Source organism: Nonomuraea sp. NBC_00507 (genome assembly GCF_036013525.1).
In the GTDB taxonomy this organism is placed as follows: domain Bacteria; phylum Actinomycetota; class Actinomycetes; order Streptosporangiales; family Streptosporangiaceae; genus Nonomuraea.
Genome location: NZ_CP107853.1, coordinates 4,695,823 through 4,717,462 on the forward strand (window position 1 = coordinate 4,695,823; position 21,640 = coordinate 4,717,462).

The window sequence follows — 21,640 nt, forward strand, 5'->3', positions numbered from 1 at the left end:
CTGTCACGAGTTGGCCATGACAAGTGTCACGGCTGCCGGATTTGGATGGAATGAGCCTGACGGGGCACCGGCGCGCTCACCGCGGCCACCGCAGCGATGGCCATCCGGCGGCTCCGGCACCGCCGGGCCCGTTGTGCTATGCCTGCATGGTCGAGTCGTCGGGCTCGTCGTCGTGCCCGTGCTCGTCTGCGGGGGCGAGTTCGCGGCGGAGTCGATCGAGGTCGATGTCGTGGCTGGTGTACTTGAGCTGGCGAGCTACTTTTGTCTGCTTGGCCTTGGCGCGACCCCGCCCCATGATCTGCACTCCTTCGTCCGGGCTTTCCGGAGCCCAATCCTCGCTACGCTCGCTGGCTGACTCGCAGGTCAGCTCGCGGTCACTGTACCTGGCCCATCCGTACCAGCCAGAGACCGACGGCTGCCTCCGCGGTCCGACACAGCCTGACACGCTATCCGAAACATCATAATTTGAATAATTTTGCAATTTGCAACATGATAAGGATGTTGCAGGTTGATCGGGGATCAGGGGGCTTACGGTTGAGCGAGTTCGCTGCGGAGCTTCGGGCACGCATCGATGAGGTGGACGCAGAGCTGCTGCGGGCGCGGGGAGCGTTTGACGACCATGCGGTGGAGGTGCTCACCGTGCGGCTGGAGAACCTGTTGCGCATCGCCGGCCAGCACGATATCGATGTGCGCTATCCGGCGGACTGGGCCGAGTGATCGTGTCGCTTCCGCTGTATGAGGCCAAGGCCGATCTGTTTCGCACGCTGGGCCATCCCGCCAGGATCCGCATCCTGGAGTTGCTCCAGGATGGGCCGCTTCCGGTGCGCGAGCTGCTGGCCGATATCGAGATCGAGGCCTCCAACCTGTCCCAGCAGTTGGCGGTGTTGCGCCGCGCCGGGCTGGTGAGCGCGACCCGTGAGGGGACGACGGTCATCTATGCCCTGCCCACGCCGGACGTGGCCGATCTACTCTTCGCCGCTCGGCGGATCCTCACCGAGATGCTGGCCGGACAGGACCAGTTGCTGGCCGAGCTGCGCGCGGAGGCGCGGCGATGAGTTCGGCTCCCGCGGGTGCGCGCAGGCGCGCCCGTCTTGTGGGCCTGCTACCACGCCGGTCGGACTGGGCGGTGGCGCGCCGCAATCCTCGTCGTGATCTGCTGGCCGGCCTGACGGTCGCCATCGTCGCGCTGCCCTTGGCGCTGGCCTTCGGAGTCAGCTCGGGGCTGGGCGCCCAGGCCGGGCTGGCCACCGCGATCGTTGCCGGGGTGCTGGCCGCGGTGTTCGGTGGTAGCAACTTGCAGGTGTCCGGGCCGACCGGGGCGATGACCGTGGTGCTGGTGCCGATCATGCATCAGTACGGCGCCGGCGGGGTGTTGATGGTGGGCCTGCTGGCCGGGTTGGTGCTCATCGTGCTGGCCGTGGCCAGGGTCGGCCGGTTTGCCCAGTTCATGCCCACCCCGGTCATCGAGGGGTTCACCGCGGGCATCGCGGTGGTGATCGCTTTGCAGCAGGTCCCGTCGGCTCTTGGGGTCACGGGGGCCGATGGCGAACGGGTCTGGCAGGTGGCCTTTGCGGCGGTTACCCGCTTTGTCGGCGATGCCGATCCTGTGCCGCTGCTGATGGCTGTGGCCGTGGCGGCCCTGATGCTGGCCGGCGCCCGCTGGCGGCCGGGTGTGCCGTTCTCGCTGATCGGTGTGGTCGTGGCGACCGGGGTGGCCGAGCTCGCCGGGCTGGATGTCGCCCGGATCGGGGCGCTGCCGGCCACCTTGCCCGCTCCGAGTCTCGGCTTCGTCGATGCCGGTGCGCTCGCCGGCCTGGTGCCATCCGCGCTGGCCGTGGCGGCGCTGGCGGCGCTGGAGAGTCTGCTGTGTGCCTCGGTGGCCGATGCGATGAGCGTGAACGAACGGCATGATCCCGATCGGGAGCTGTTCGGCCAGGGCGTCGCCAATCTGGTCGCACCGCTGTTCGGCGGGGTGCCCGCCACCGCGGCGATCGCCCGGACCGCGGTCAACGTGCGCTCCGGCGCCCGCTCCCGGGTGGCGGCCGTCTCCCATGCGGTCGTGCTCGCGGTCATCGTGTTCGCCGCCTCCGGGCTGGTCGGCCGCATTCCGCTGGCCGTCCTGGCCGGGGTGCTGCTGGCTACCACAGTCCGGATGGTCGAGGTCGGCTCGCTGCGGGCGATCGCCCGTTCCACCCGCTCGGACGCGCTGGTGATGGCGTTGACCTTTGTGGTCACGGTCGCTCTCGACCTGGTCACCGCGGTGGCGATCGGCATCGGTGTGGCTATCGTGCTGGCGCTGCGTGCCGTCGCTCTCACGGTCCGGATCGAGCAGGTTCCCCTGGAGGCCGGCGACCACAGTGAGGAGGAGCTCAGGCTGCTTGAAGATCATATCGTCGCCTACCGCTTCGACGGGCCCCTGTTCTTCGCCGCCGCGCATCGGTTCCTGCTGGAGCTGTCGGAGGTCGCCGACGTGCGCGTGGTGATCCTGCGCATGTCCCGCGTCACCACCATCGACGCCACCGGCGCCCAGGTTCTCGGAGATGCGATCGCACGGTTGGAGCAGCGCGGCATCATCGTGCTGCTGTCGGGCATCAAGCCCGGTCACGGCCAGGTGATGGGCGTCTTGGGCGTGGCCGAGCACCTGCGCCGCGACGGGCTGATCTTCGCTGACACCCCTGCCGCCATCGCGCACGCGCGTGGCCTGCTCGCCCCCGGGGCCGTTGTGGAAGAGGTCGTCGCGGGCAAGGTGTGAAATCCCGGCTTGCACTGCACGAACGCGGTGAGAAAGCGCACCATGAAGGTGAGGTTCCTCGAGGAGGAGGGCCATGAACCAGGGGCTACCCTCCGGCCCGCGGATCGTTGTGGGTGTCGATGACTCTCCCGCATCGCGATGGGCGCTGGCCTGGGGGATCGGAGAGGCGCGGCTGCGGCGTGCACCGCTGCTTGCCGTCCATGTGAGCCGCGCGCCGATCACCCCGATCGGTGAGGTGCTGCCGTACGATCACGGTGCCAGTCTGGAGGAAGAGGCCAGAAGCGCCGAGCTGATCGCGAGTCTGTTCAAGGACGTGGCCGGAGGGATCCCCGGCGACCTGCACGTCGTGTGTGTCGTGCAGTTGGGTGAGCCCTGGCGTCATCTCGTCGAACTCGCCCGCCCGGGTGATCTCCTGGTGCTCGGGCGGGGGAGGCGCCACTGGTGGAGCCGCCTCTTCCTGCCCTCCACACGCCGTTGCTGTACGCGTTATGCACGTACCACGCTGGTCGTGGTCGCGTCACCCTCGGCTCCGGACCAGCCCGATCTGCCTGCCGGGCACCTCGGCCGGCGCCTGCGCAGGCCGTGGATGCGTCACCCACCCCCGCCGTGACGCCGGCTGCCCGACCTACCCTCCTTCGCCGCCGGCTGCTGCTCGGCCCGAGACCGCGCAGTATCGACATCAGGGGACATCTCAGTGGACAGACCATGACCCGGCGATGTGCCGACAGGTGGCGCACGGCCTCGACGACCGCCGTGCGCCCGACGTGTCCCCAGCCGGCCATCTCGGTGAGATCGATGACGAGCAGCCGATCGCCATGTGTCAGTCTCTCCGCCACAGTCGTGATGATCAGGTCGGGCACGGTGAGCCCGGCGTGGCCCGACAGCGAAAGGATCTCGATCGAGTCGCGTCTGTCATGGTGCCAGTGGAAGGTCATGACGAAGGTCCTGGTCTCAGTACGCGCCTTGACAGGCACCCCGATCCTGAAGCCCGTCTTTCTGAACCCCAGAAGCCGCGTGCTGCCGCAGGCCGGGCACGTGCCGTTGCGCAGGGCTGCCGGACGGTGGTGACGCCCGGCATCCCAGGCAGAGTAGAACCGGTGACCGATCTAAGACCTTGGCAGAGAGAAAGGCCGCTCGGCTCAGATGAGCGTCGCCAGCACGAACGTGCCGGCCTGCAATCCGGCCTGGGCCGCGAGTGACCCGTCCGGCGCCCAGATCCCCGACCCGCCGGAGGTCGTCCGATATCCGCCGGTGGGCCCGGCGAAGCTGGCCACCGCAACCCAGACACGATGCTCGGCGGCGATGGCGCGCATGCGGGCATCGCGCCGGTTCCGTGCGCCGAAGGAGAACAGGGTGCTGGCAAGGTAGGCGTCGATGCCCAGGCTCGCGGTCGCCAAGGCGTGTTCGGGTACGCCGGAGTCCCTGCAGATCGCCAGGCCCAGCCGCCAGCCGTCGACCTCCACCACAGCGGGCTTGTCGCCGGGAGCGAACCGGTCCGGCTCCGGCGGGTGCAGCCACATCTTCCGGTAGGCCACCGTCACGGCGGTGCCGTCGATGGCGAGCGTGGCGATATAGTCGCGGCCGTCCTGCCCGCGGACGGGGGCACCTGCCAGCGCGATGGCCTTCTCGTCCCTGCACGCCTGCACAATGGGGGCCAGCCGCGGATCGTCGGCGACGATCGACGGCGCCGCCAGCTCGTAGCCGCTCAGGGACAACTCGGGAAAGACCACCACGCGGGCGCCGGCGCTACGAACCATCGCGGCGTGGGTCACGGCGTTGGCAGCAACATCGGCCGGTACGCAGGGCGGCTGGGCAACAGCGAGGGTCAGCGGGGCACGCAGGTCGATCCTTCCCAGGTCGGCAATCGGTGAGTAAGCGCGCCTGCCTGGTGGCTACCGGAGACCCGACGGGCACCTGCCGTCTATGGGGTGGAGGCGCGCAGGTCTTCCAGCAGTTCGGCCTGCCCCGTCAGCACACCGGTGAGGATCGAGCGCGCCACGGCCATCAGCTGGGCGATCTCCGGGCTGGTGATCGCGTAGTACACGGTGGGGCCGTCCTTGCGGGAGACCACCAGGTTGGCCCGCCGCAACACCGCAAGCTGCTGGGACATGTGTGCGGGCTCGATGCCGACCTCGGGGAGCATCTCGGCGACGGAGTGCTCGCGCTGGCTGAGCAGCTCCAGGATCCGGATGCGGGCGGGATGCCCTAGGGTCTTGAAGAACTCCGCCTTGAGCTGGTAGAGCGGCAGGGTCACCGCGGTCTCTCCCTGTCGTGGATGCGTTCCAGCGGCCTGTATGACCGCCAACCTTCGTCTTCGCATTCTAGGCAATTGCGAATTTTGGCAATGGCCCTTCCGGATCACATTCTGCCTCCCCACTGGACCGCCGAGGCCGGGAGCCGGTCGTCCACGTCGTCATCGATGCGCTCGGTGACGCGCAGGACACCCTCGACGTGGCCGGTCACCTCCACCCGGGCTGGTACAACAGACCTGCGGTCGACGTGTCCGAGGATGGTGACCACGCCGGACCGGACATGCACCGTGAAGTGCTGCGAGTCCAGGCGGAGGACCTGTGGGAGGACCTCGTTCTCGATCTGTGCGCGGATCTCCTCATCGGCGCGCCTATGCACGCCCAAGAGGTCGGACCGGGTCACGATGCCCAGCAGCCGATGGGCAGTGGGGTCGATGATCGGCAGCCGTCCGATCCGGTAGCGGCTCAGAAGGCACGCCGCCTGCTCCACGGTGGCGTCGGGGCCGACCGTGCGGGCAGACGGGTCATGAGGTCTCGTGCGGTGCTGACGCCATGTCTCAATGCTGCGAGGTCCGCTCCCGAGATCACGCCGCATTCACGCCGCCGGCCGACGTGCGGCCAGGCGAATACCGGATGAAGCAGGTCGACGTGGAGCAGTCCCAGGAGTTCCGCAAGTGCATCGAGTGCTTCATGTGCAACAACGTCTGCAACGTGATCCGCGACCACGAGGAGAACAAGACCAACTTCTCCGGTCCCCGGTTCCTCATGCGGATCGCCGAGCTGGGCATGCACCCGTATGACGTGGCGGACCGGCAGGCGGCCCAGCAGGAGCACGGGCTGGCTACTGCAACATCACCAAGTGCTGTACCGAGGTTTCAAGCGCGCGCCCTAGCTAGGGCCTGTACAGAGTTCTTCTCTTCGCCCGAGGGCAGTTTGATGAAGGCTGGGCGGTGACGGGGGTGTTCATGCCGGAGATCATGTCGGTGTACAAGGGCGGCATGGTGGAGCCTGGCCGACCAGGAATCGGGCATCTTCAGCCTGGTCCAGTTCGTGCCGCACGTCTTGGAGTACCAGTTCTCCAGATAGGCCGTGCCGTACTTGGTGGTGATCTCCTTGAGGCTGCCGATGATGGCGTTGGCGGGAGACTGGAGAGAGACTGGAGAGAGACCACCGCACACGGTTGGCCGCAGCAGCCTGGACCACCGGGCGTGGCCATGGCCGAGCCACCGCGCCCGCAGGAGACAGGGCAGCGAGGCCAAGGAGGAGGTCTTCAATGCACAGGATCACCAATCGACGGCGACTGGCCCTCGCCACTGGGGCGGCTGCCGCCACGCTGCTGGCCTTTTCCGGTTGCGGGGACGGTTCGAGCGCGCCTGAGGCTCCTCCCGCCCGCCAGGCGACCACGTCGCCTGCCGAGCAGGGAAGGATGATCAACGTGACGGTGAACGAGTTCTCTTTCGTGATGGCCAAGCAAGACCTCGCCGCCGGCACGTACACGTTCATGATCGACAACGTCGGAAGTGCGCCCCACGCGATGGCCCTCGAGGGCCCCGCCGTGGGCACCCAACAGTCGGACGTTGTTGACGGCGGCAAGAAGACCGAATGGACGGTCACCCTTCAGCCCGGCACCTACGAGGTGTGGTGCCCGGTGGGAAACCACCGCGCCCAAGGCATGGAGACCACCCTGACCGTCAAGTGACCACTGCGGGCACGGCTCGGCGCGACGCGGCGCCCCGGCAGCCACGTACGCGATCCCTTTCGCGCCATGGCAGCCGTCCCGGACGCATCGCAACCCCTCAACCATGCGGATCGCCGAGCTGGACATGCACCCGTATGACGTGGCGGACCGGCAGGAGGCGGCCCAGCAGGAGCACGGGCTGGGCTACTGCAACATCACCAACTGCTGTACCGAGGTCTGCCCCGAGCACATCAAGCCGTCTTGCTGTTATCGCCCCGAGGTGTTCTCCCCTTCCCGCAGCCACACGCTGATGCTGGCAACGGAAGCCCAAGCGATGGTGATGGCGGTAAGCATCAGGCCCCAGCCGTAGGTGTTGAGGTAGGCGCCGAAGACGTACGCCGGGATGCGCGCGAACGGATTGCCGCACTCGGGAACCGGCTCGTCCGCGGTGACCACCACGCCGAGCCCGAGCACTTGGGACAGGGCCGCGGTGATCAGGAAGATCCTCACCAGATGATCTCGGACAGCGGGCGGCGCATCGAGCCCTTGTCGTCGAAGGTGATGCCCAACCGCATGATAACTCAGGCCTGCCGGTCGGCGACGGCCATCCGCGGCTGTTGACAGCCCACGGGCCTGATCAGCGAGCGAGGGACGAAAGTCCCGGTGGATCGATGGACCACGCGAGATGCGTCCTAGTGCGCCGTCTTCCTCAAACGCTATCGTAGTTGCGAAGATGCGTAATTGCTCTCGAGCGTGGGTTCGCGGACTGTGTCGCGCGGGCGGATGAGAGGTGCGGGTGAGCACAGTGTTCGCTGCTGCGGTGCGGGAACGGGCCGGCCAGGCCTGGCAGGAGCTGCAGGCCGCCCGCGACGCTGATGACGCGCACGCCGGGCTGGTGGCCGAAGCCGAGTGGGAGGATGCTCGGCGGCTGGCCCAGGCGTACGGGATCGCGATCGATCACGGCTGCCCCGACCCGCGGCGGGAGGCGGAGGCGTGATGTCGGTGCCGCTGTATGAGGCCAAGGCCGAGCTGTTTCGGCTGCTGGGCCACCCGGTGCGGATCCGGGTGCTGGAGCTGCTGCAGGACGGACCGATGCCGGTGCGCCAGCTGCTGGCCGAGATCGAGGTGGAGCCGACCGGGCTGTCGCAGCATCTGGCGGTGCTGCGCCGCTCGGGCATGGTGACCGCGCAGCGCGAGGGGACCACAGTGGTGTACGCGCTGGCCGGTGGCCGGGTGGCCGGGCTGCTGCGCGCGGCTCGCGAGCTGCTGGCCGAGAAGCTGTCCGGGCAGCATGAGCTGCTCAGCGAGCTGTTGGAGGACACAGCCGGAGGCGAAGCCTCGTGAGCCTGTTGACTGCGGACCCGGGCGACCTGCTGGCCGGGTTTCGGCAGCCACCGCATCAGCCCCGACCTGGATGATCATCTGCTGATCGTCTGGCGTGTTGGCTGGTGAGCGATAGAGAGGCAACGATGGGGTTGTGGCGGAAGATCGCGAAGACGGGCCGGGTGGCCGAGCCCGCACCGGAGCGCGAACCAGGTGAGCCGCCGGCGAAGGCGGCGGAGCTTGCCGGGTCGGTGCAGATCAGGCATGTGGATGCGGGGTCGTGCAACGGGTGCGAGGTGGAGATCGCCTCGGCGTTCGGCCCGGTGTATGACGCCGAGCGGTACGGCGCGCGGCTAGTGGCCTCGCCTCGGCATGCGGACGCCCTACTGGTGACCGGGCCGGTGACGCGCAATATGGAGGTGGCGCTGCGCCGCACCCATGACGCGGTTCCCGAACCACGGCTGGTGATCGCGCTGGGTGACTGCGCACGCAACTGCGGGGCGTTCGCCGGAGCCTACGGGGTGGCCGGGGCGGTGAGCGACGTGGTGCCGGTGGACGTGGAGGTGCCGGGCTGCCCGCCGGAGCCAGACGCGATCGTGGCGGCGTTGCGGGGGCTGACCGGCCGATGAACCTGGTCAGCACGCTGTACGTGATGGCGCTGTCCGGCTGCGCGGTCGCCGCTGTGGCCGCGTTGCTGGCTCCGCCACGAGCGCGGCTGCATCTGGCGGGCTGGTGCACGGCAGGCGCGGGCGGGCTGGGAGTGGCGGCGGGTGTGGCGGCCGTTATGTCTTTCGGCAGCAGTTGGTCGGCCTGGCTGCCGGAGCTGCTGCCGCTGGCCGGGGTACGGCTGGCGATCGACCCTCTGGGCGGGGTGTTCATCGCGGTCACCGGGGTGGTGGCGGTATGCGCGGCGATCTACGGGATCGGCTACTGCGACCACGGCCTGGACGGTCGCGTGTTCCAGTCCGTGCTGCCGCTGTTCGTGGCGGCCATGCTGCTGGTCCCCGCCGCGGCCAGCGTGAGCACGTTCCTGCTCGCCTGGGAGTTGATGGCCGTGTCGTCGCTGCTGCTGGTGCTGGCCGAGCACCGGCGGCGGGCGGCGGTGGGCGGGGCCGGGCTGTGGTACGCGGTCATGACCCACCTCGGCCTGGTGACGATCCTGATCGGGCTGGTCGCTTTCGCCGCCGGGGCCGGTGGGGAGAGCTTCGAGCAGCTGCGTGCCGCCGCGCTGTCGCCGGCCGCCAGGACCGTCGTGTTCCTGGCGACGTTCGCCGGGTTCGCCTCCAAGGCGGGCATCGTGCCGCTGCACGTGTGGCTGCCACGGGCGCACCCGGAGGCACCGAGTCACGTCTCGGCCCTGATGAGCGCGGCAATGGTGAACATGGGCGTCTACGGCGTGGTCCGGGTTGGGCTGGATCTGCTGGGTGGCGGGCCGGCGTGGTGGTGGCTGCTGGTGCTGGCAGCGGGCGCGGCGTCGGCGCTGTTCGGGATCTTGCAGGCGGTGGTCGCCTCGGATCTGAAGCGGCTGCTGGGTTACTCCACGACGGAGAACCTGGGCCTGGTGCTGGTCGGGGTGGGTGCGGCGGGCTTCTTCGCCGCGTCCGACCAGCTGGTGCTGGCGGCGTTGGCGCTGGCCGCGGCGCTGCTGCATGTGGTCAACCACGCCGCGTTCAAGACGGTGTTGTTCCTGTCGGCAGGCTCGGTGCTGCACGCGACGGGCACCCGCGATCTGGACGCCCTCGGTGGGCTGCGCACGCGGCTGCCGTACACCACCGCCGTTTTCGCGGTCGGCGCGTTGTGCGCCTCGGCGCTGCCGCCCGGCAACGCCTTCGTCAGCGAGTGGCTCCTGCTGCAGAGCCTGATCCACGCCCTGCCCGGTTCCGGGGTGGCGGGTGCGGTGACGATGCCGCTGGCCGTCGCGGTGATCGCGCTGTCGGCGGGGCTGGCGGTCGCCACCTTCGTCAAGGCGTTCGGCGTGGGGTTCCTGGCCCGGCCGCGCAGCGCCGAGGCCGAGCGGGCCAGTGAGAGCCCGCCGACCATGCTGGGCGCGATGGCACTCGCGGTGGCGGGCTGCGTGGCTTTGGCACTGGCCCCCACGCTGGTGGTGCCCGCGCTCGGCCGGGCAGTCGGAGTGGTGTTCCCTGGCCGGGACGTGGTGAGCGGGGAGTTGACGCTGCGGCTGGCGGGGGTCTCGGGGATGATCTCGCCGTTGCTGATCGCCATCGCCCTGTTGGCCGCCGTCGTGGCCGTCCTCGGCCTGGTACGGGTGACCGCGTCGCGGCGGGCACGGCGCGCCGCCCGGCTCTGGGATTGCGGCGCGGGACCGATGTCGGCCCGGATGGAATACACCGCCACGTCGTTCGCCGAGCCGCTGCAACGGGTCTTCGACGACGTGCTGGCCCCCGAAAGCGATGTGGACGTCACCCCAACGAAGGAGTCGACCTACTTGGTGGAACGTGTACGGTTCCACGCGCGGGTGCCGGACCGGATCGAGCACCGGCTCTACGATCCGCTGATCGCCGCCGTGTCCGCCGTCGGACGCGCCGCCCGCGGGCTGGCCACGGGCAGCGTGCACCGCTATCTCGGCTACGGATTCTGGGCGCTGACCGCGGCGCTGATCGTCTTGGTGGTGCTGTGGTGACGGGTGTGGTCGGAGCTGTGCTTCAGGTGATCGTCGTCGGGGTCGGCTCGCCGCTGCTGGTGGGGGTGATGCGGCAGGTCCGCGCCCGGCTGGAGGGACGCGCTGGTGCAGGGGTCCTGCAGCCGTGGCGGGACCTGCGCAAGCTGATGCGCAAAGAGCCGATCACTCCGCGCGGCACCGGCTGGGTGTTCCGCGCGGCGCCGCTGGTGCTGGCCGGTACGGCGCTGGTCGTCGCCGCGGTGGTGCCGCTGGTGACCACGGCCTCGCCGCTGGACGGCGTCGCCGACCTGTTCGCGGTGACCGCGCTGCTGGCGCTGGGATCGGTGGCGCTGGCCCTGGGCGCCCTGGACACCGGGACGGCGTTCGGCGGGATGGGCGCCAGCCGGGAGATGACCGTGCTGGCGCTGGTGGAGCCGACGATCCTGGTGTCGGTGTTCGCGCTGTCGATCAGAGCCGGCTCCACCAGCCTGGGGTCGATCGTGACGGCGACAGTGGAGGATCCGTTGTCGGTGATCTCCCCGGTGAGCGTGCTGGCCGCGGTCGCGCTGGCGATCGTCACGATCGCGGAGACCGGCCGGATCCCGGTGGACAATCCGTCCACGCATCTGGAACTGACGATGATCCATGAGGCGATGGTTCTGGAGTACGCCGGGCCGGACCTGGCGCTGATCGAGTGGGCGTCGGCGATGCGGCTGTCGGTGCTACTGGGCCTGCTGGCCAGCCTGTTCTTCCCCCTGGGGATCGCCATCGCGGACGCGGGGGTGCTCGCGCTGCTGGTGGCGGTGATCGCGCTGGTGGTCAAGGTGGGGCTGCTGGGGGTGCTGTTGTCGGTCGGTGAGGTGTTCATGGCCAAGCTTCGGTTGTTCCGCGTTCCGGAGTTGCTGGCCGGTTCGTTCCTGTTGGCGTTGCTGGCCGTGGCCGCTTCCTTCTTCCTGGCCTGAGCATGGGCGTGAACATGACTGATGCGATGTACATCCAGTTGCTGGACCTGGCCTGCGGGGCGTTCCTGCTGACGGGGGTGCTGGTGCTGTGGCGGCGGGACCTGTCGGCGATCGTGTGGCTGTTCGCCTTGCAGGGGGTGGCACTGACCGCGATGGTCATCGTCCTGGGTGTCCGGCAGGACGATCTCGAGCTGATCCTGATCGGCCTCGGGGTGGGCGCGTTGCGCGCCGCGCTGCTGCCGTACCTGATGCGCCGCGCACTCGTCGCGAGCGGCGAGGCCCGCGAGACGCAGCCGCTGGTCAACGTGGCGACCTCGCTGCTGGTGGCGGCGGTGCTGGCGATGCTGGCCTACGCGGTCTCCCAGCCGCTGGTACGGCTGTCGCCCACCCCGGCGACGCAGGCGGTGCCGGTCGCGCTGACCGTGCTGCTGATCGGGTTCTTCGTCCTGGTGACCCGGCGGCGGGCACTGTCGCAGTTGGTGGGCTTCCTGCTGATGGACAACGCCATCACCGCCACCGCCTTTCTTACCACCAGCGGCGTCCCACTCGTCGTCGAGCTCGGGATCTCCCTGGACGTCCTGCTGGCCGTCCTGGTGCTGCAGGTGCTGACCACCCGGATGCGGGCCGCCTTCGGCGGCACCGACCTCGACGAGCTGCGGGAGTTGCACGACTGATGGACAGCCTGCTGGTGATCGCTCCGGTCGCGGTGCCCGCGGCCGCCGCCTGCGTCTATGCCGTGCTCGGCTGGAACCGGGTCACCGCCTGGCTGGGCACGCTGTCCGCGGCCGGGCTGCTGTCCTGCGCCGTCGCGCTGGCGGCGGGGGACCGGCGCGACGCGCTGGGCGGGCTGCTGCTCAGCGACGCGCTGAGCGCCTTCATGCTGCTCGTGATCGGCGCGGTCGCGCTGCTGGCGATGGCGGCCAGTCCCGCCTACCTGGCGGCCGAGCTTGCCGCGGGGCATACGGGCCCGCGCGCGATGCGCCGCTACGGCGTGCTCACCCAGTCCTTCATCGCCGCGATGGCGCTGGCCGTCCTGTCTTCCAGCCTGGGCCTGCTGTGGGTCGCCATCGAAGCGACCACCATCCTGACCGCCTTCCTGGTCGGGCACCGGCGCACCCGCCAGGCCACCGAGGCCGCGTGGAAATACGTGGTCATCTGCTCGGTCGGCATCGCGCTCGCGCTGCTCGGCATCGTCATGGTCCATTACGCCGGCACCCGCGCCGGAATTGCTTCCCTGGACTGGGTGGTGCTGGCCGAGCACGCGAACCGGCTCGACCCCGGCGTGATGCGCATCGCGGTGATGCTGCTCGTGCTCGGGTTCGGCACTAAGGCCGGGCTGGCGCCGATGCACGCCTGGCTGCCCGACGCGCACAGCCAGGCCCCGGCTCCGGTGTCGGCGCTGATGTCAGGGGTGCTGCTGTCGGTGGCGTTCTATGCCATCCTGCGCGTCAAGGTCATCGCCGATCTGGCGCTCGGTGCAGGGTTCGCCCGGGTCTTGCTGGTCGTCGTGGCGTTGGCCTCTCTGGCCGTGGCCGCGTTGCTGCTGCTCGGGCAGCGCGACTACAAACGCCTGCTGGCCTACTCCAGCATCGAGCACATGGGGCTGGTCGCACTCGGCGCGGCGATCGGCAACACCCTCGCACTGGTCGCCGTGCTACTTCACATCCTCGGGCACGGGCTCGGCAAGTCGGTGTTGTTCCTGTCCGCAGGACAGCTGCACCAGGCGCTCGGCAGCAGCCGGATCCACGCGGTACGCGGGCTCGTGGCCAGAGCGCCGCTGCTCTCTGGGGTTTTCGCGCTGGGGCTGCTTGCCCTGCTCGGCCTGCCGCCCTTCAGTCTGTTCGCCAGCGAGCTGGGCATCGCGCGGGCGGGCTTCGCCGCCGGGTTGGGCTGGGCGATCGCGGCGGCCCTGGTGTTGATGCTGGTCATCGTCGCCGCCATCGGGCGCCAGGGCCGACGGATGCTCCTGGGCGGCGGGCCGGGTGAGGCCATCGCGCTGCCGCGCAGTGTGGCCGTCCCGCTGGTCGCGGGCCTGGCCGGCTGCGCCGTCCTGGGCATCACTCTCGGGCCGCTGCACTCCTTGTTGCAGGCCGCCGCCACCATCGCCGGAGCAACGCCATGAGCATGCGCACCATAGCCGACATCAGCTCCGCCGAGTTGCCCGAGCACGTCGCCCGGCTGCTGGCCGACGGCCACCGGCTGGCGCTGGTCTCCGCACGCCAGGAGATCGACGGGTTCGGCCTGGCGTACCTGTTCGTCGCCGGCGGCCCGGATCGCCGTACCGAGCTCCGGCTCCGCCTGCCCCTCGAGCAGCCGGCCGTGCCCAGTCTTGCCCACCTGTCCTTCCCCGCCGGCCGGTTCGAACGGGAAATCCGCGACCTGTACGGGATCACCCCGCTCGATCACCCGCTCCCCCGGCGGCTGGTGCGCCACCATCACTGGCCACGCGGCTGGTACCCCATGCGCTCCGACGCCGGGTTGCCACCCTCCTTCGGCGACCCAGAAGGTCCTTACCCGTTCGTCACCGTGGAGGGTCAGGGCGTCTACGAGATCCCCGTCGGACCCGTCCACGCCGGCCTCATCGAACCGGGGCACTTCCGCTTCTCCGTGGTCGGCGAGACCATCATCAAGCTCAAGGCCCGGCTCTGGTTCGTGCACAAGGGCATCGAAAAGCTCTTCGAAGGCCGCCAACCTGCCGACGGGCTGGAACTGGCCGAGCGTGTCAGCGGAGACACCTCCGTCGGCCACGCGCTCGCCTACTGCCTGGCCGTGGAAGAGGCCACCCAGGCCCCGGTCAGCGTGCAGGCGCAGCGGGAACGAGCCCTGCTGCTGGAGCTGGAACGCCTCTACAACCACGTCACCGACCTGGGCGCGCTCTGCAATGATGTGGCCTTCGGCATCCTGCACGCGCACACCGGGCGTATCCGCGAACAACTCTTGCGGATCAACTCCCAGGTCACTGGACACCGGCTGCTGCGTGGCGGCGTCCGCCTCGGCGGCGCCCACCTGGAGGCCCTCCCCGACCCGGATCGACTGCACGCCATCGGCGCAGACGTGGCCGAACTCGCCGAACTCGCCCTGCGGCACACCGTGGTCGCCGACCGCTTCACCGGCACCGCCGTGCTGTCCGGCGACGCCGCCCGCGACCTCGGCACGCTCGGCTACGTGGCCCGCGCCAGCGGCCTGGACCTCGACGCCCGCCGCGACCACCCCTTCACCGACCTCGGCGACTTCACCCCCGCCCGCCGCACCGGCGGGGACGTGCTGGCCCGCTTCCAGATCCGGGCGGATGAGATCGCCACGTCCATCGCCCTGATCACCCATCTGATCGACGAGCCCACGGCGCCGGCGGATTCACCTCCGCCCGAGGGATCTTCCTCGGGCGTGGGACTCGTCGAGGGCTGGCGCGGCACGATCGCCCACCGCATCGAGCTCGCCCCCGACGGGACCCTCACCCGCGTGAAGATCGTCGATCCGTCCTTCTTCAACTGGCCCGCTCTTCCGGTAGCGCTCAACAGCGCGATCGTCCCCGACTTTCCCCTGGTCAACAAGAGCTTCAACCTGTCCTACGCCGGCAACGACCTCTGACAGCAAGATGCGCCAGTCGATCCGGGTCGCGGCGTCGACCACCAGCCTCGAGACCCGGACAGCATGACTAGCTACCGACGCTGGCATGGCTATTTTCCGCCATGCCAGTGGGCGGTGGATGTCCGAGGAGTACGCCGACCACTCCCCACTCCTGGCCGACAGCGCCGCAGATCTGCTCGCCATCTCGCCACGTACATGCGGGATGACCACTGCTCAGGCGAAATCAGTTGGCGGGCTTGCCGAACCAGCGGGAGAGGTGGTCGTCCAGGTCCTGCTGATCGTCGCCGATCCAGGCGACGTGGCCGTCGGGGCGTAGCAGGACGCACGGAACATCCAGTACCGCAGTGGGATCGGCCAGGTAATCGACCCGGTCTGACCAGCCGCCGACGGTCAGGCGTTCGGTGCGGTCCAGCAGCAGGCCGCGGCCGCGATGCAGCAGACCGTAGAGGTGGCCCTGTTTCACGTCGATGTCGCGCAGGCGGCGGCCGAGCAGGTCGGGGCCTTCGCCGAAGTCGTAGCGGATGCCGATCGCGGTGATCTTCTCGATCAGATGGCGGTTCACCTCGTCGAAGTCCATCAATTCGGTGAGCAGCCTGCGCACGGCCTGCGCGCCCGGTTCGGTGGACGACAGTTCCATCTGGGCGCGGGTGTTGTCCAGCACGTCCTCGGCGACCGGGTGACGTTCGGTCTGGTAGGTGTCCAGCAGTGTTTCCGGCGCCCAGCCGTGGATCTGTGCGGCCAGTTTCCAGCCGAGGTTGAATGCGTCCTGAACGCCCAGGTTGAGGCCCTGTCCGCCGATGGGTGGATGGATGTGTGCCGCATCGCCGGCTAGCAGCACCCGCCCGACCCGATAACGTTCGGCGAGCCGGGTGGCATCCCCGAAGCGGGACAACCAGCGCGGGGAGTGCACGCCGAAATCGGTTCCGGCGATGGTGCGCAACTGTTGTTTGAAATCTTCGAGGGTGGGCGGTTCCGCGCGGTCACTGACTCCCGCGGCGGGGACTACGACGCTATAGACCCTTTCGCCGAAGGGCCGGAGCCAGAATCGCTGATGGGTCTCTCGGATTTCGGTCACCTTGGCGGCGATCTCCTCCTGCGGCACGCCCACTTCCATCTCGCCCATCAGCGTCTCGGTCCGTGAGGGCTCGCCAGGGAAGCCGACGCCGAGCAATTTGCGCACCGTACTGCGCCCGCCGTCACAGCCGACGAGGTAGCGCGAACGCAGCTGTTCCCCGTCGGCCAGCTCGACGGTCACACCCTCGTCGTCCTGCGCGAAACCGGCGACCGCGCAACCGCGGCGGACCTGCGCACCCAGTTCGATCGCATGTTCTTCGAGCAGGTGAACGATGACCGGCTGCGGGATGCCCAGCAGATAGGCGTACGCGGAATCCAGGCCCTTGGGCGCGGGTTTGGGGATGGCGGCGAAGAAACCGCCGGCCGGACGCTGTCTTCCATGCTGGAGAATGCGATCCAGCAGTCCGCGCATCGCCATCAGCTCGAGACTGCGAATATGCAGACCGACGATGCGGACGAACGACGCGGGCTCGGTTTCCTTCTCCAGAACGAGGACCCGCACATCGTGCAGCCGCAGTTCGGCGGCCAGCATCGCACCGGTCGGCCCGCACCCGGCAATGATCACATCGAACATGAGGGGCGCCCGATCGGCGCCGGAGGCCGGCGACCAGAGAACTCCGGGGACGTCGCCCACCGTGGAGTCACGCTCGACCCTGTCGTTCGACGACGGCTCGGCGGTGACCTGCTGAGAGTGCATAGGTGTTGCCTTTCGGGAGTGCCTTGGTGGCGAGGCGCTCCCGGCGACACCTACGTCAATCGCCCGACCGTGACGGGAAGGGGGAGCACCCACATCGATACAGCGTTCATGGGTCTCACCTCCTCGGGCGGCGTCACGATCAACTGCAAGCTACAAGCCCGAGCATCATCCCGTCCAATCCTTTCCCAGCCACGTGATCATGATTCCAAACGGGCCTACCTGGGCACGCTCGCGCCTGCGGCCTCGTTGACGGACGCCGCCCCGTCCTCCCGCGTCAGCCACCCTTCCTTGACCAGCTTGTACACCTGGCCGGCCACAGCGCGCGCGTAGACACCATGGTCGGTATAGAGCTGCCGCAGCTTGCTCGGGGTGAACGGGGTCATATGACCGAACAGGAAGCAGTTCGGGCCGGTGCTCGCCGGATGATACGTGGCGGTGGGCGCGTCCACCCATGGTGTGCGGACGCCTCCGACTGCGTTCCCGTGCTCGTCGAGAACGGTCTGGCCGCCGGCGTCCACCTGGATGCGCGGTGCGCGTGGTGGTGTGGCTCGGTTGCGGGCCCAGCGGTCCAGATTCATGTGGGCGGCGTTGTACAGGTAGTGCATCGGGAAAGTGGTGCCGACGCCGTCGCAGTTGTAGTAGTTGTAGGTGACGCCGATCCTGGCCAGGTCTTCGGGAGACGGGGCGAAACCGGAGGTGTAGGCGTAGGCGTGAGCCGAGCCGGGCACCTCGTACAGGCGGTACTTGTCGTCGGGCTGGTCGGAGTCATCGCGGCGCGAGGCGCCCCGGTCCATGAAGAAATCGGTCTGTGTCTGCATCTTGATGACCGGCTCGGCGGTGGGCCGGATGAGGTCATGGTCGGCGGGTGTGGGTCCGCACTTGTTGAGCGGCTTGACACCGCTCGCGGAGGCCGCGACGAGAAAGCCGTCGTAGACGCGCGCGAGTGGATGCACCGCGTTGATGTAGCGGGTCAGGTAGGCGCCCGACTGGGAGTATCCGGTCGCGTAGACCTTGTCGACCTTCAAGCCGCGCAGCGGGTTGTCGCGCCCGTGGCTCTTCAGTGCCGCGCCTGTCTGGCTGAGGATGTCCCACACCAGACCGCCCTCGGAGTCGGCGGCGGAGTTGAGCGCCCGTCCGGTGCAGCCACGTTGGTCCGGCCAGGACAGCGAGCCGTATCGGGACGGGTCGAACTTCTTCAACGACGCGACCGCGTTGGGCGCGCTGGTGATCCCCACGTAGGCGTCCCCCCGCCGCAGGTACTCATCGTGGGACGTCAGCCACATGCGGTCGAGGTCCCAACCGTTGGTCATGTTCATGATGTCGGCGACGACCGTCCCGCTGAACGCTCTGCGATCGGCCGGCCGCCGCACGATGATCCGGTTCGTGTACGGCACGGCCGTACGCACCACCGTGACCTTGCCTGCGGCGTCGTAATCGTAGACATTGGCCCGCCCGCTCACGAGGAATTCCTCCTCGACGTAGCCGTATGCGTCCAGTGGCACGGTGGAGATGTTGAACGGATGCGAATCGCCGCTGGACTGGAGGGGCCCGGTCAGCGAGGGCACGGGCGTCCTCGGCGGAGTCGCTGTGTGCGCCGTGGCGGGTACTGAGAGCGCCGTCGAGACGAGCATGAACGTGCACGCGAGGGTGATGCTGCGGGACTGTCGAGACATGGGGCGGCCCTTGGTCTGTCTGATGGACTAATAGATCCGCTTAATGGGCTGCACGATAGATCCGCGTCTGCCGGGCAGTCAACAGTCAGGTTCTACCTGTCAGATCACTGAATCCACGTAGCGGACCACAGGGTAGCCGGATTGCCTCTTTCGCCGATGGCCGACAAGGCATATAAGTAAGTATCTAGTTCGTACGTTAATCGCGCGAAGAAGGTGAGACGCCTATGCTCACCGCCGATCATGGCATGGCAAGTCCTGTCAGCCGCCGCTCTGCGAGTCCTCCTCTGGCGCTCGCGACCGTCTGCCTCTCCGGCACCCTGGAGGACAAGCTCGCGGCCGCCTCCGCGGCGGGCTTCGACGGAATCGAGATCTATGAAGGCGACCTCATCGTATCGAGCTGGTCACCGAGCCGGATTCGGCAGGAATGCGCCGAGCTGGGCCTGTTAATCCACCTCTATCAGCCGTTCCATGACTTCGAGGCAGTACCCCCCGAGACATTCGAGGCCAATCTCCGTCGGGCGGAGCGGAAGTTCGATGTGCTGGAACAACTCGGCGCGACCATGATGGCGGTCTGCTCGACGACATCCATGAACGCTGCCGACGACGACGACCTCGCCGCAGAGCAACTCCACACGCTGGCCGGCCGGGCCGCGCGGCGTGGCCTGCGCATCGCCTACGAGGGCCTTGCTTGGGGCCGGTTCGTGAACACCGTCGAACACGCCTGGCGGATCGTTCGGCGCGCCGGCCATCCCGCACTCGGTTTGTGCCTTGACAGCTTTCACGTGTTCTCCCGCGGCGACGACCCCTCCAAGATTCGAGCCGTGCCAGGTTCGAAGGTGTTTCACCTGCAACTTGCCGACGCACCGCGGTTGAACATGGACGTACTGGAGTGGAGTGAGCACCACCGGTTGTTTCCCGGGCAAGGCGCTTTCGATCTGACTGACTTCCTTGGCCACGTTCTGGCCACCGGGTACGACGGCCCCCTTTCGATCGAGGTGTTCAACGACGTCTGCCGGCAGGCAGATCCCCGGCATGTCGCCGTCGACGCGATGCGCTCACTGCTGTCGCTGGAGGAGACAGTCGGCACGCTCGGCCCGGCGGCGGTCCGCGAGCGCATTCAGCTGACCAACCTGCCGCCGGCTCCGCAGCTCGACGGTCACGTGTTCACCGAGCTGGCCGTGGACGAGATCTCCGGCCCGATCGTGGCGCGGGGGCTCGCCGCGCTGGGGTTCACCCATACTGGCCAGCATCGCTCCAAGCCGGTGCAACTGTGGTCGCAGGGCAAGGCCCAGGTTCTGCTGAACTTCGCATCGCAAAGGACAGTACCGGCAGGCACTGCGGCCATCTGCGCGCTGGCCGTGGAGAGCGCTGACCCGGTCGGCTCGGCCCGGCGGGCCGAACGGCTGCTGGCGCCCGTGTTACCACGCGCCCGGCAGGTGGAGGAGGCCGACCTCAACTCCGTGGCGGCACCCGACGGAACGGCCGTCTTCTTCTGCCGTACAGGCGGGCACGACAACTGGCTCAACGATTTCGCTCCCACCGGCCGCGAGGCTCGCTGCGACGGCCTGCTGACCGGAACGGATCACGTCTCGCTCACCGAGTCAGTCGATGACTTCGACCAGGCCGCGCTGTTCTATCGTTCGGTGCTCGGCCTCCAAGCCACGCAGACCACCACGCTGCCCGCGCCGTTCGGGCTGATCCACAGCCGGGCCGCGACCGATCCGGAACATCACGTCCGGATCAGCCTCAACACTGCGCCGCTGCGACGGGGCGACTGGTCGCCGGCGGTGCCGAGCCCTCAGCACATCGCCTTCGCCACCCACGACGCGATCGCCAGCGCGAGGGCGATGCGGGAGCTCGGCGCACCGCTGCTGAGGATTCCCGACAACTACTACGATGATCTCGACGCCCGTCTGGCGCTGCCGCAGCACCTCCTCGCGGCAATGCGGCAGCACTCCATCCTTTATGACCGCGATCAAGACGGCGAATACCTTCACTTCTACACCGAGATGCTCGGCGCGCGGATCTTCTTCGAAGTGGTGCAGCGGATCGGCGAATACTCCGGCTATGGCGCCGCGAACAGCGCGGCGGTGCGCATGGCCGCGCACCGGAGGCGCCGGCTGACCACGCTGAGGGAGTCGTCCACGCTTGCCAGCGGCGACCGCCCGCACGACTACTCATTGGCGCATTTGACGGCGCTGAGCCTGTCTCCGCCCGAGCTGGTGAGCGCCGCTGCTGACGCGGGCTATCGGTACGTGGGCCTGCGCATGACGCGGGTCACGCCGTACGAGCCGCACCACCCCCTCGCCACCGACCCCGCTCTGATGCGGGCGACCAAAGTCCGTCTCGCGGCCACGGGAATCGAGGTGCTCGACATCGAGCTCGCCCGGATCGCGCCCGATGACGACCCCGCGGACTTCCTGCGCTTCCTGGAGGCCGGAGCCGTGCTCGGGGCCCGCCATGTCATCACCCAGCTCCCGGATCCGGACTTCGCTCGCAAAGCCGACCGGTTCGCGCGGTTGTGCGAGATGGCCAGGCCTTTCGGCCTCACCATCGATCTTGAGTTCCCGTCGTGGACCCAGACGCCCAACCTCACCGAAGCCGTGCGCGTCCTGCGGGACGCCGACCGGCCCAACGCGGGAATCCTCGTCGATCTGATCCACTTCGCGCGCTCCGGCTCCAGCGTGGCCGAGCTCCGAGACCTGCCACGCGAGTGGTTCCGTTTCGCCCACGTCTGCGATGCACCAGCCGAGGCGCCGGCCACGCAGGAGGAAATCATCTACGCCGCTCGCTTCGAGCGCCTGTTCCCCGGCGAGGGTGGCATCGACGTGCACGGCGTCCTTGGCGCCCTGCCGCCCGGGATCCCGTACGCTCTGGAGATCCCGCGAGCCACACTCGTGGCGCAGGTGGGCGCTAAGGAGCACGCCCGTCTCGCGATCACCGCAGCGCGTCGCCACCTCGATGCGGTCGGCCGGCGAGCAGGCCCCACTGAGGCGGCATAGATCGAGCCGCGGCCGCCGAGCC

At 68.7% G+C, this 21,640-nt stretch carries 21 protein-coding genes and 2 pseudogenes; 16 read left to right on the top strand and 7 right to left on the bottom strand.

Annotated features, from left to right (window positions below; all coding sequences use genetic code 11):
* Positions 1-136 precede the first annotated feature (136 nt).
* Positions 137-295, bottom strand: coding sequence for a DUF3073 domain-containing protein (locus OHA25_RS23250; RefSeq protein WP_327589605.1), 159 nt, complete (start codon positions 293-295; stop codon positions 137-139).
* A 239-nt stretch (positions 296-534) separates the two neighbouring features.
* On the opposite strand from OHA25_RS23250, the gene OHA25_RS23255 reads away from it, so the two are divergent.
* From OHA25_RS23255 to OHA25_RS23270, 4 genes are all read left to right on the top strand, one after another.
* Positions 535-717: a hypothetical protein gene (locus tag OHA25_RS23255; RefSeq protein WP_327589606.1), complete on the top strand. Its 183-nt coding sequence runs from the start codon at positions 535-537 to the stop codon at positions 715-717.
* A 2-nt stretch (positions 718-719) separates the two neighbouring features.
* Entirely contained in the window at positions 720-1,055 is a 336-nt protein-coding gene (locus OHA25_RS23260) for an ArsR/SmtB family transcription factor (protein WP_327589607.1), read from the top strand.
* Positions 1,052-2,752, top strand: coding sequence for a SulP family inorganic anion transporter (locus OHA25_RS23265; protein WP_327589608.1), 1,701 nt, complete (start codon positions 1,052-1,054; stop codon positions 2,750-2,752). Before OHA25_RS23260 ends, OHA25_RS23265 begins: the two co-directional genes overlap by 4 nt.
* 73 nt (positions 2,753-2,825) lie before the next feature.
* Positions 2,826-3,362, top strand: a complete 537-nt coding sequence (locus OHA25_RS23270; RefSeq protein ID WP_327589609.1) for a universal stress protein — start codon at positions 2,826-2,828, stop codon at positions 3,360-3,362.
* Positions 3,363-3,891: 529 nt separating this feature from the next.
* Here the strand turns inward: OHA25_RS23270 and OHA25_RS23275 are convergent.
* The 3 genes from OHA25_RS23275 to OHA25_RS23285 all read right to left on the bottom strand — a co-directional run bounded on the left by OHA25_RS23275 (position 3,892) and on the right by OHA25_RS23285 (position 5,596).
* Positions 3,892-4,617: a carbon-nitrogen hydrolase family protein gene (locus tag OHA25_RS23275; RefSeq protein ID WP_327591032.1), complete on the bottom strand. Its 726-nt coding sequence runs from the start codon at positions 4,615-4,617 to the stop codon at positions 3,892-3,894.
* Between the two features lie 56 nt (positions 4,618-4,673).
* Positions 4,674-5,006 carry an ArsR/SmtB family transcription factor gene (locus tag OHA25_RS23280; protein WP_327589610.1) on the bottom strand — a complete coding sequence of 111 codons (333 nt, stop codon included), beginning with the start codon at positions 5,004-5,006 and terminating at the stop codon, positions 4,674-4,676.
* Positions 5,007-5,110: 104 nt separating this feature from the next.
* Positions 5,111-5,596: a CBS domain-containing protein gene (locus tag OHA25_RS23285; protein ID WP_327589611.1), complete on the bottom strand. Its 486-nt coding sequence runs from the start codon at positions 5,594-5,596 to the stop codon at positions 5,111-5,113.
* On the opposite strand from OHA25_RS23285, the pseudogene OHA25_RS23290 reads away from it, so the two are divergent.
* The 3 genes and pseudogenes from OHA25_RS23290 to OHA25_RS23300 all read left to right on the top strand — a co-directional run.
* Positions 5,590-5,876: pseudogene (locus tag OHA25_RS23290) on the top strand (succinate dehydrogenase/fumarate reductase iron-sulfur subunit); the annotation flags it as partial. The gene OHA25_RS23285 and the pseudogene OHA25_RS23290 overlap by 7 nt on opposite strands.
* 398 nt (positions 5,877-6,274) lie before the next feature.
* Complete coding sequence (locus OHA25_RS23295; protein WP_327589612.1) at positions 6,275-6,700, top strand: cupredoxin domain-containing protein; 426 nt, start codon at positions 6,275-6,277, stop codon at positions 6,698-6,700.
* Positions 6,701-6,803: 103 nt separating this feature from the next.
* Positions 6,804-6,935, top strand: a pseudogene (locus OHA25_RS23300) (succinate dehydrogenase/fumarate reductase iron-sulfur subunit); the annotation flags it as partial.
* Between the two features lie 11 nt (positions 6,936-6,946).
* On the opposite strand, the gene OHA25_RS23305 reads toward OHA25_RS23300, so the two are convergent.
* Entirely contained in the window at positions 6,947-7,189 is a 243-nt protein-coding gene (locus OHA25_RS23305; protein ID WP_327591244.1) for a hypothetical protein, read from the bottom strand.
* Positions 7,190-7,475: 286 nt separating this feature from the next.
* Here OHA25_RS23305 and OHA25_RS23310 point away from each other — a divergent pair, with 286 nt between their 5' ends.
* The 8 genes from OHA25_RS23310 to OHA25_RS23345 all read left to right on the top strand — a co-directional run bounded on the left by OHA25_RS23310 (position 7,476) and on the right by OHA25_RS23345 (position 15,172).
* Entirely contained in the window at positions 7,476-7,676 is a 201-nt protein-coding gene (locus tag OHA25_RS23310; protein ID WP_327589613.1) for a hypothetical protein, read from the top strand.
* Complete coding sequence (locus tag OHA25_RS23315; protein ID WP_327589614.1) at positions 7,676-8,023, top strand: ArsR/SmtB family transcription factor; 348 nt, start codon at positions 7,676-7,678, stop codon at positions 8,021-8,023. Before OHA25_RS23310 ends, OHA25_RS23315 begins: the two co-directional genes overlap by 1 nt.
* A 125-nt stretch (positions 8,024-8,148) precedes the next feature.
* Positions 8,149-8,631, top strand: coding sequence for an NADH-quinone oxidoreductase subunit B family protein (locus tag OHA25_RS23320; RefSeq protein WP_327589615.1), 483 nt, complete (start codon positions 8,149-8,151; stop codon positions 8,629-8,631).
* Positions 8,628-10,643: a proton-conducting transporter transmembrane domain-containing protein gene (locus OHA25_RS23325; RefSeq protein WP_327589616.1), complete on the top strand. Its 2,016-nt coding sequence runs from the start codon at positions 8,628-8,630 to the stop codon at positions 10,641-10,643. Before OHA25_RS23320 ends, OHA25_RS23325 begins: the two co-directional genes overlap by 4 nt.
* Positions 10,640-11,584: a respiratory chain complex I subunit 1 family protein gene (locus OHA25_RS23330; RefSeq protein WP_327589617.1), complete on the top strand. Its 945-nt coding sequence runs from the start codon at positions 10,640-10,642 to the stop codon at positions 11,582-11,584. The genes OHA25_RS23325 and OHA25_RS23330 overlap by 4 nt, the downstream gene beginning before the upstream one ends.
* A 14-nt stretch (positions 11,585-11,598) precedes the next feature.
* Positions 11,599-12,258: a hypothetical protein gene (locus OHA25_RS23335; RefSeq protein ID WP_305924068.1), complete on the top strand. Its 660-nt coding sequence runs from the start codon at positions 11,599-11,601 to the stop codon at positions 12,256-12,258.
* Positions 12,258-13,706, top strand: a complete 1,449-nt coding sequence (locus tag OHA25_RS23340; protein WP_327589618.1) for a proton-conducting transporter transmembrane domain-containing protein — start codon at positions 12,258-12,260, stop codon at positions 13,704-13,706. Before OHA25_RS23335 ends, OHA25_RS23340 begins: the two co-directional genes overlap by 1 nt.
* The gene (locus OHA25_RS23345) at positions 13,703-15,172 is read left to right on the top strand and encodes a hydrogenase large subunit (RefSeq protein WP_327589619.1); all 1,470 of its coding nucleotides are present in this window, start codon (positions 13,703-13,705) and stop codon (positions 15,170-15,172) included. Before OHA25_RS23340 ends, OHA25_RS23345 begins: the two co-directional genes overlap by 4 nt.
* Before the next feature lie 223 nt (positions 15,173-15,395).
* Here the strand turns inward: OHA25_RS23345 and rox are convergent, their stop codons facing one another.
* Together rox and OHA25_RS23355 are read right to left on the bottom strand one after the other, a co-directional pair.
* Positions 15,396-16,820, bottom strand: a complete 1,425-nt coding sequence (gene rox, locus OHA25_RS23350; RefSeq protein WP_327591033.1) for a rifampin monooxygenase — start codon at positions 16,818-16,820, stop codon at positions 15,396-15,398.
* A gap of 338 nt (positions 16,821-17,158) precedes the next feature.
* Positions 17,159-18,616 carry an alpha/beta hydrolase domain-containing protein gene (locus OHA25_RS23355; RefSeq protein ID WP_327589620.1) on the bottom strand — a complete coding sequence of 486 codons (1,458 nt, stop codon included), beginning with the start codon at positions 18,614-18,616 and terminating at the stop codon, positions 17,159-17,161.
* A gap of 224 nt (positions 18,617-18,840) precedes the next feature.
* On the opposite strand from OHA25_RS23355, the gene OHA25_RS23360 reads away from it, so the two are divergent.
* On the top strand, positions 18,841-21,618 hold the full coding sequence (locus OHA25_RS23360) for a TIM barrel protein (protein WP_327589621.1): 2,778 nt from the start codon (positions 18,841-18,843) through the stop codon (positions 21,616-21,618).
* Positions 21,619-21,640: the final 22 nt, after the last annotated feature.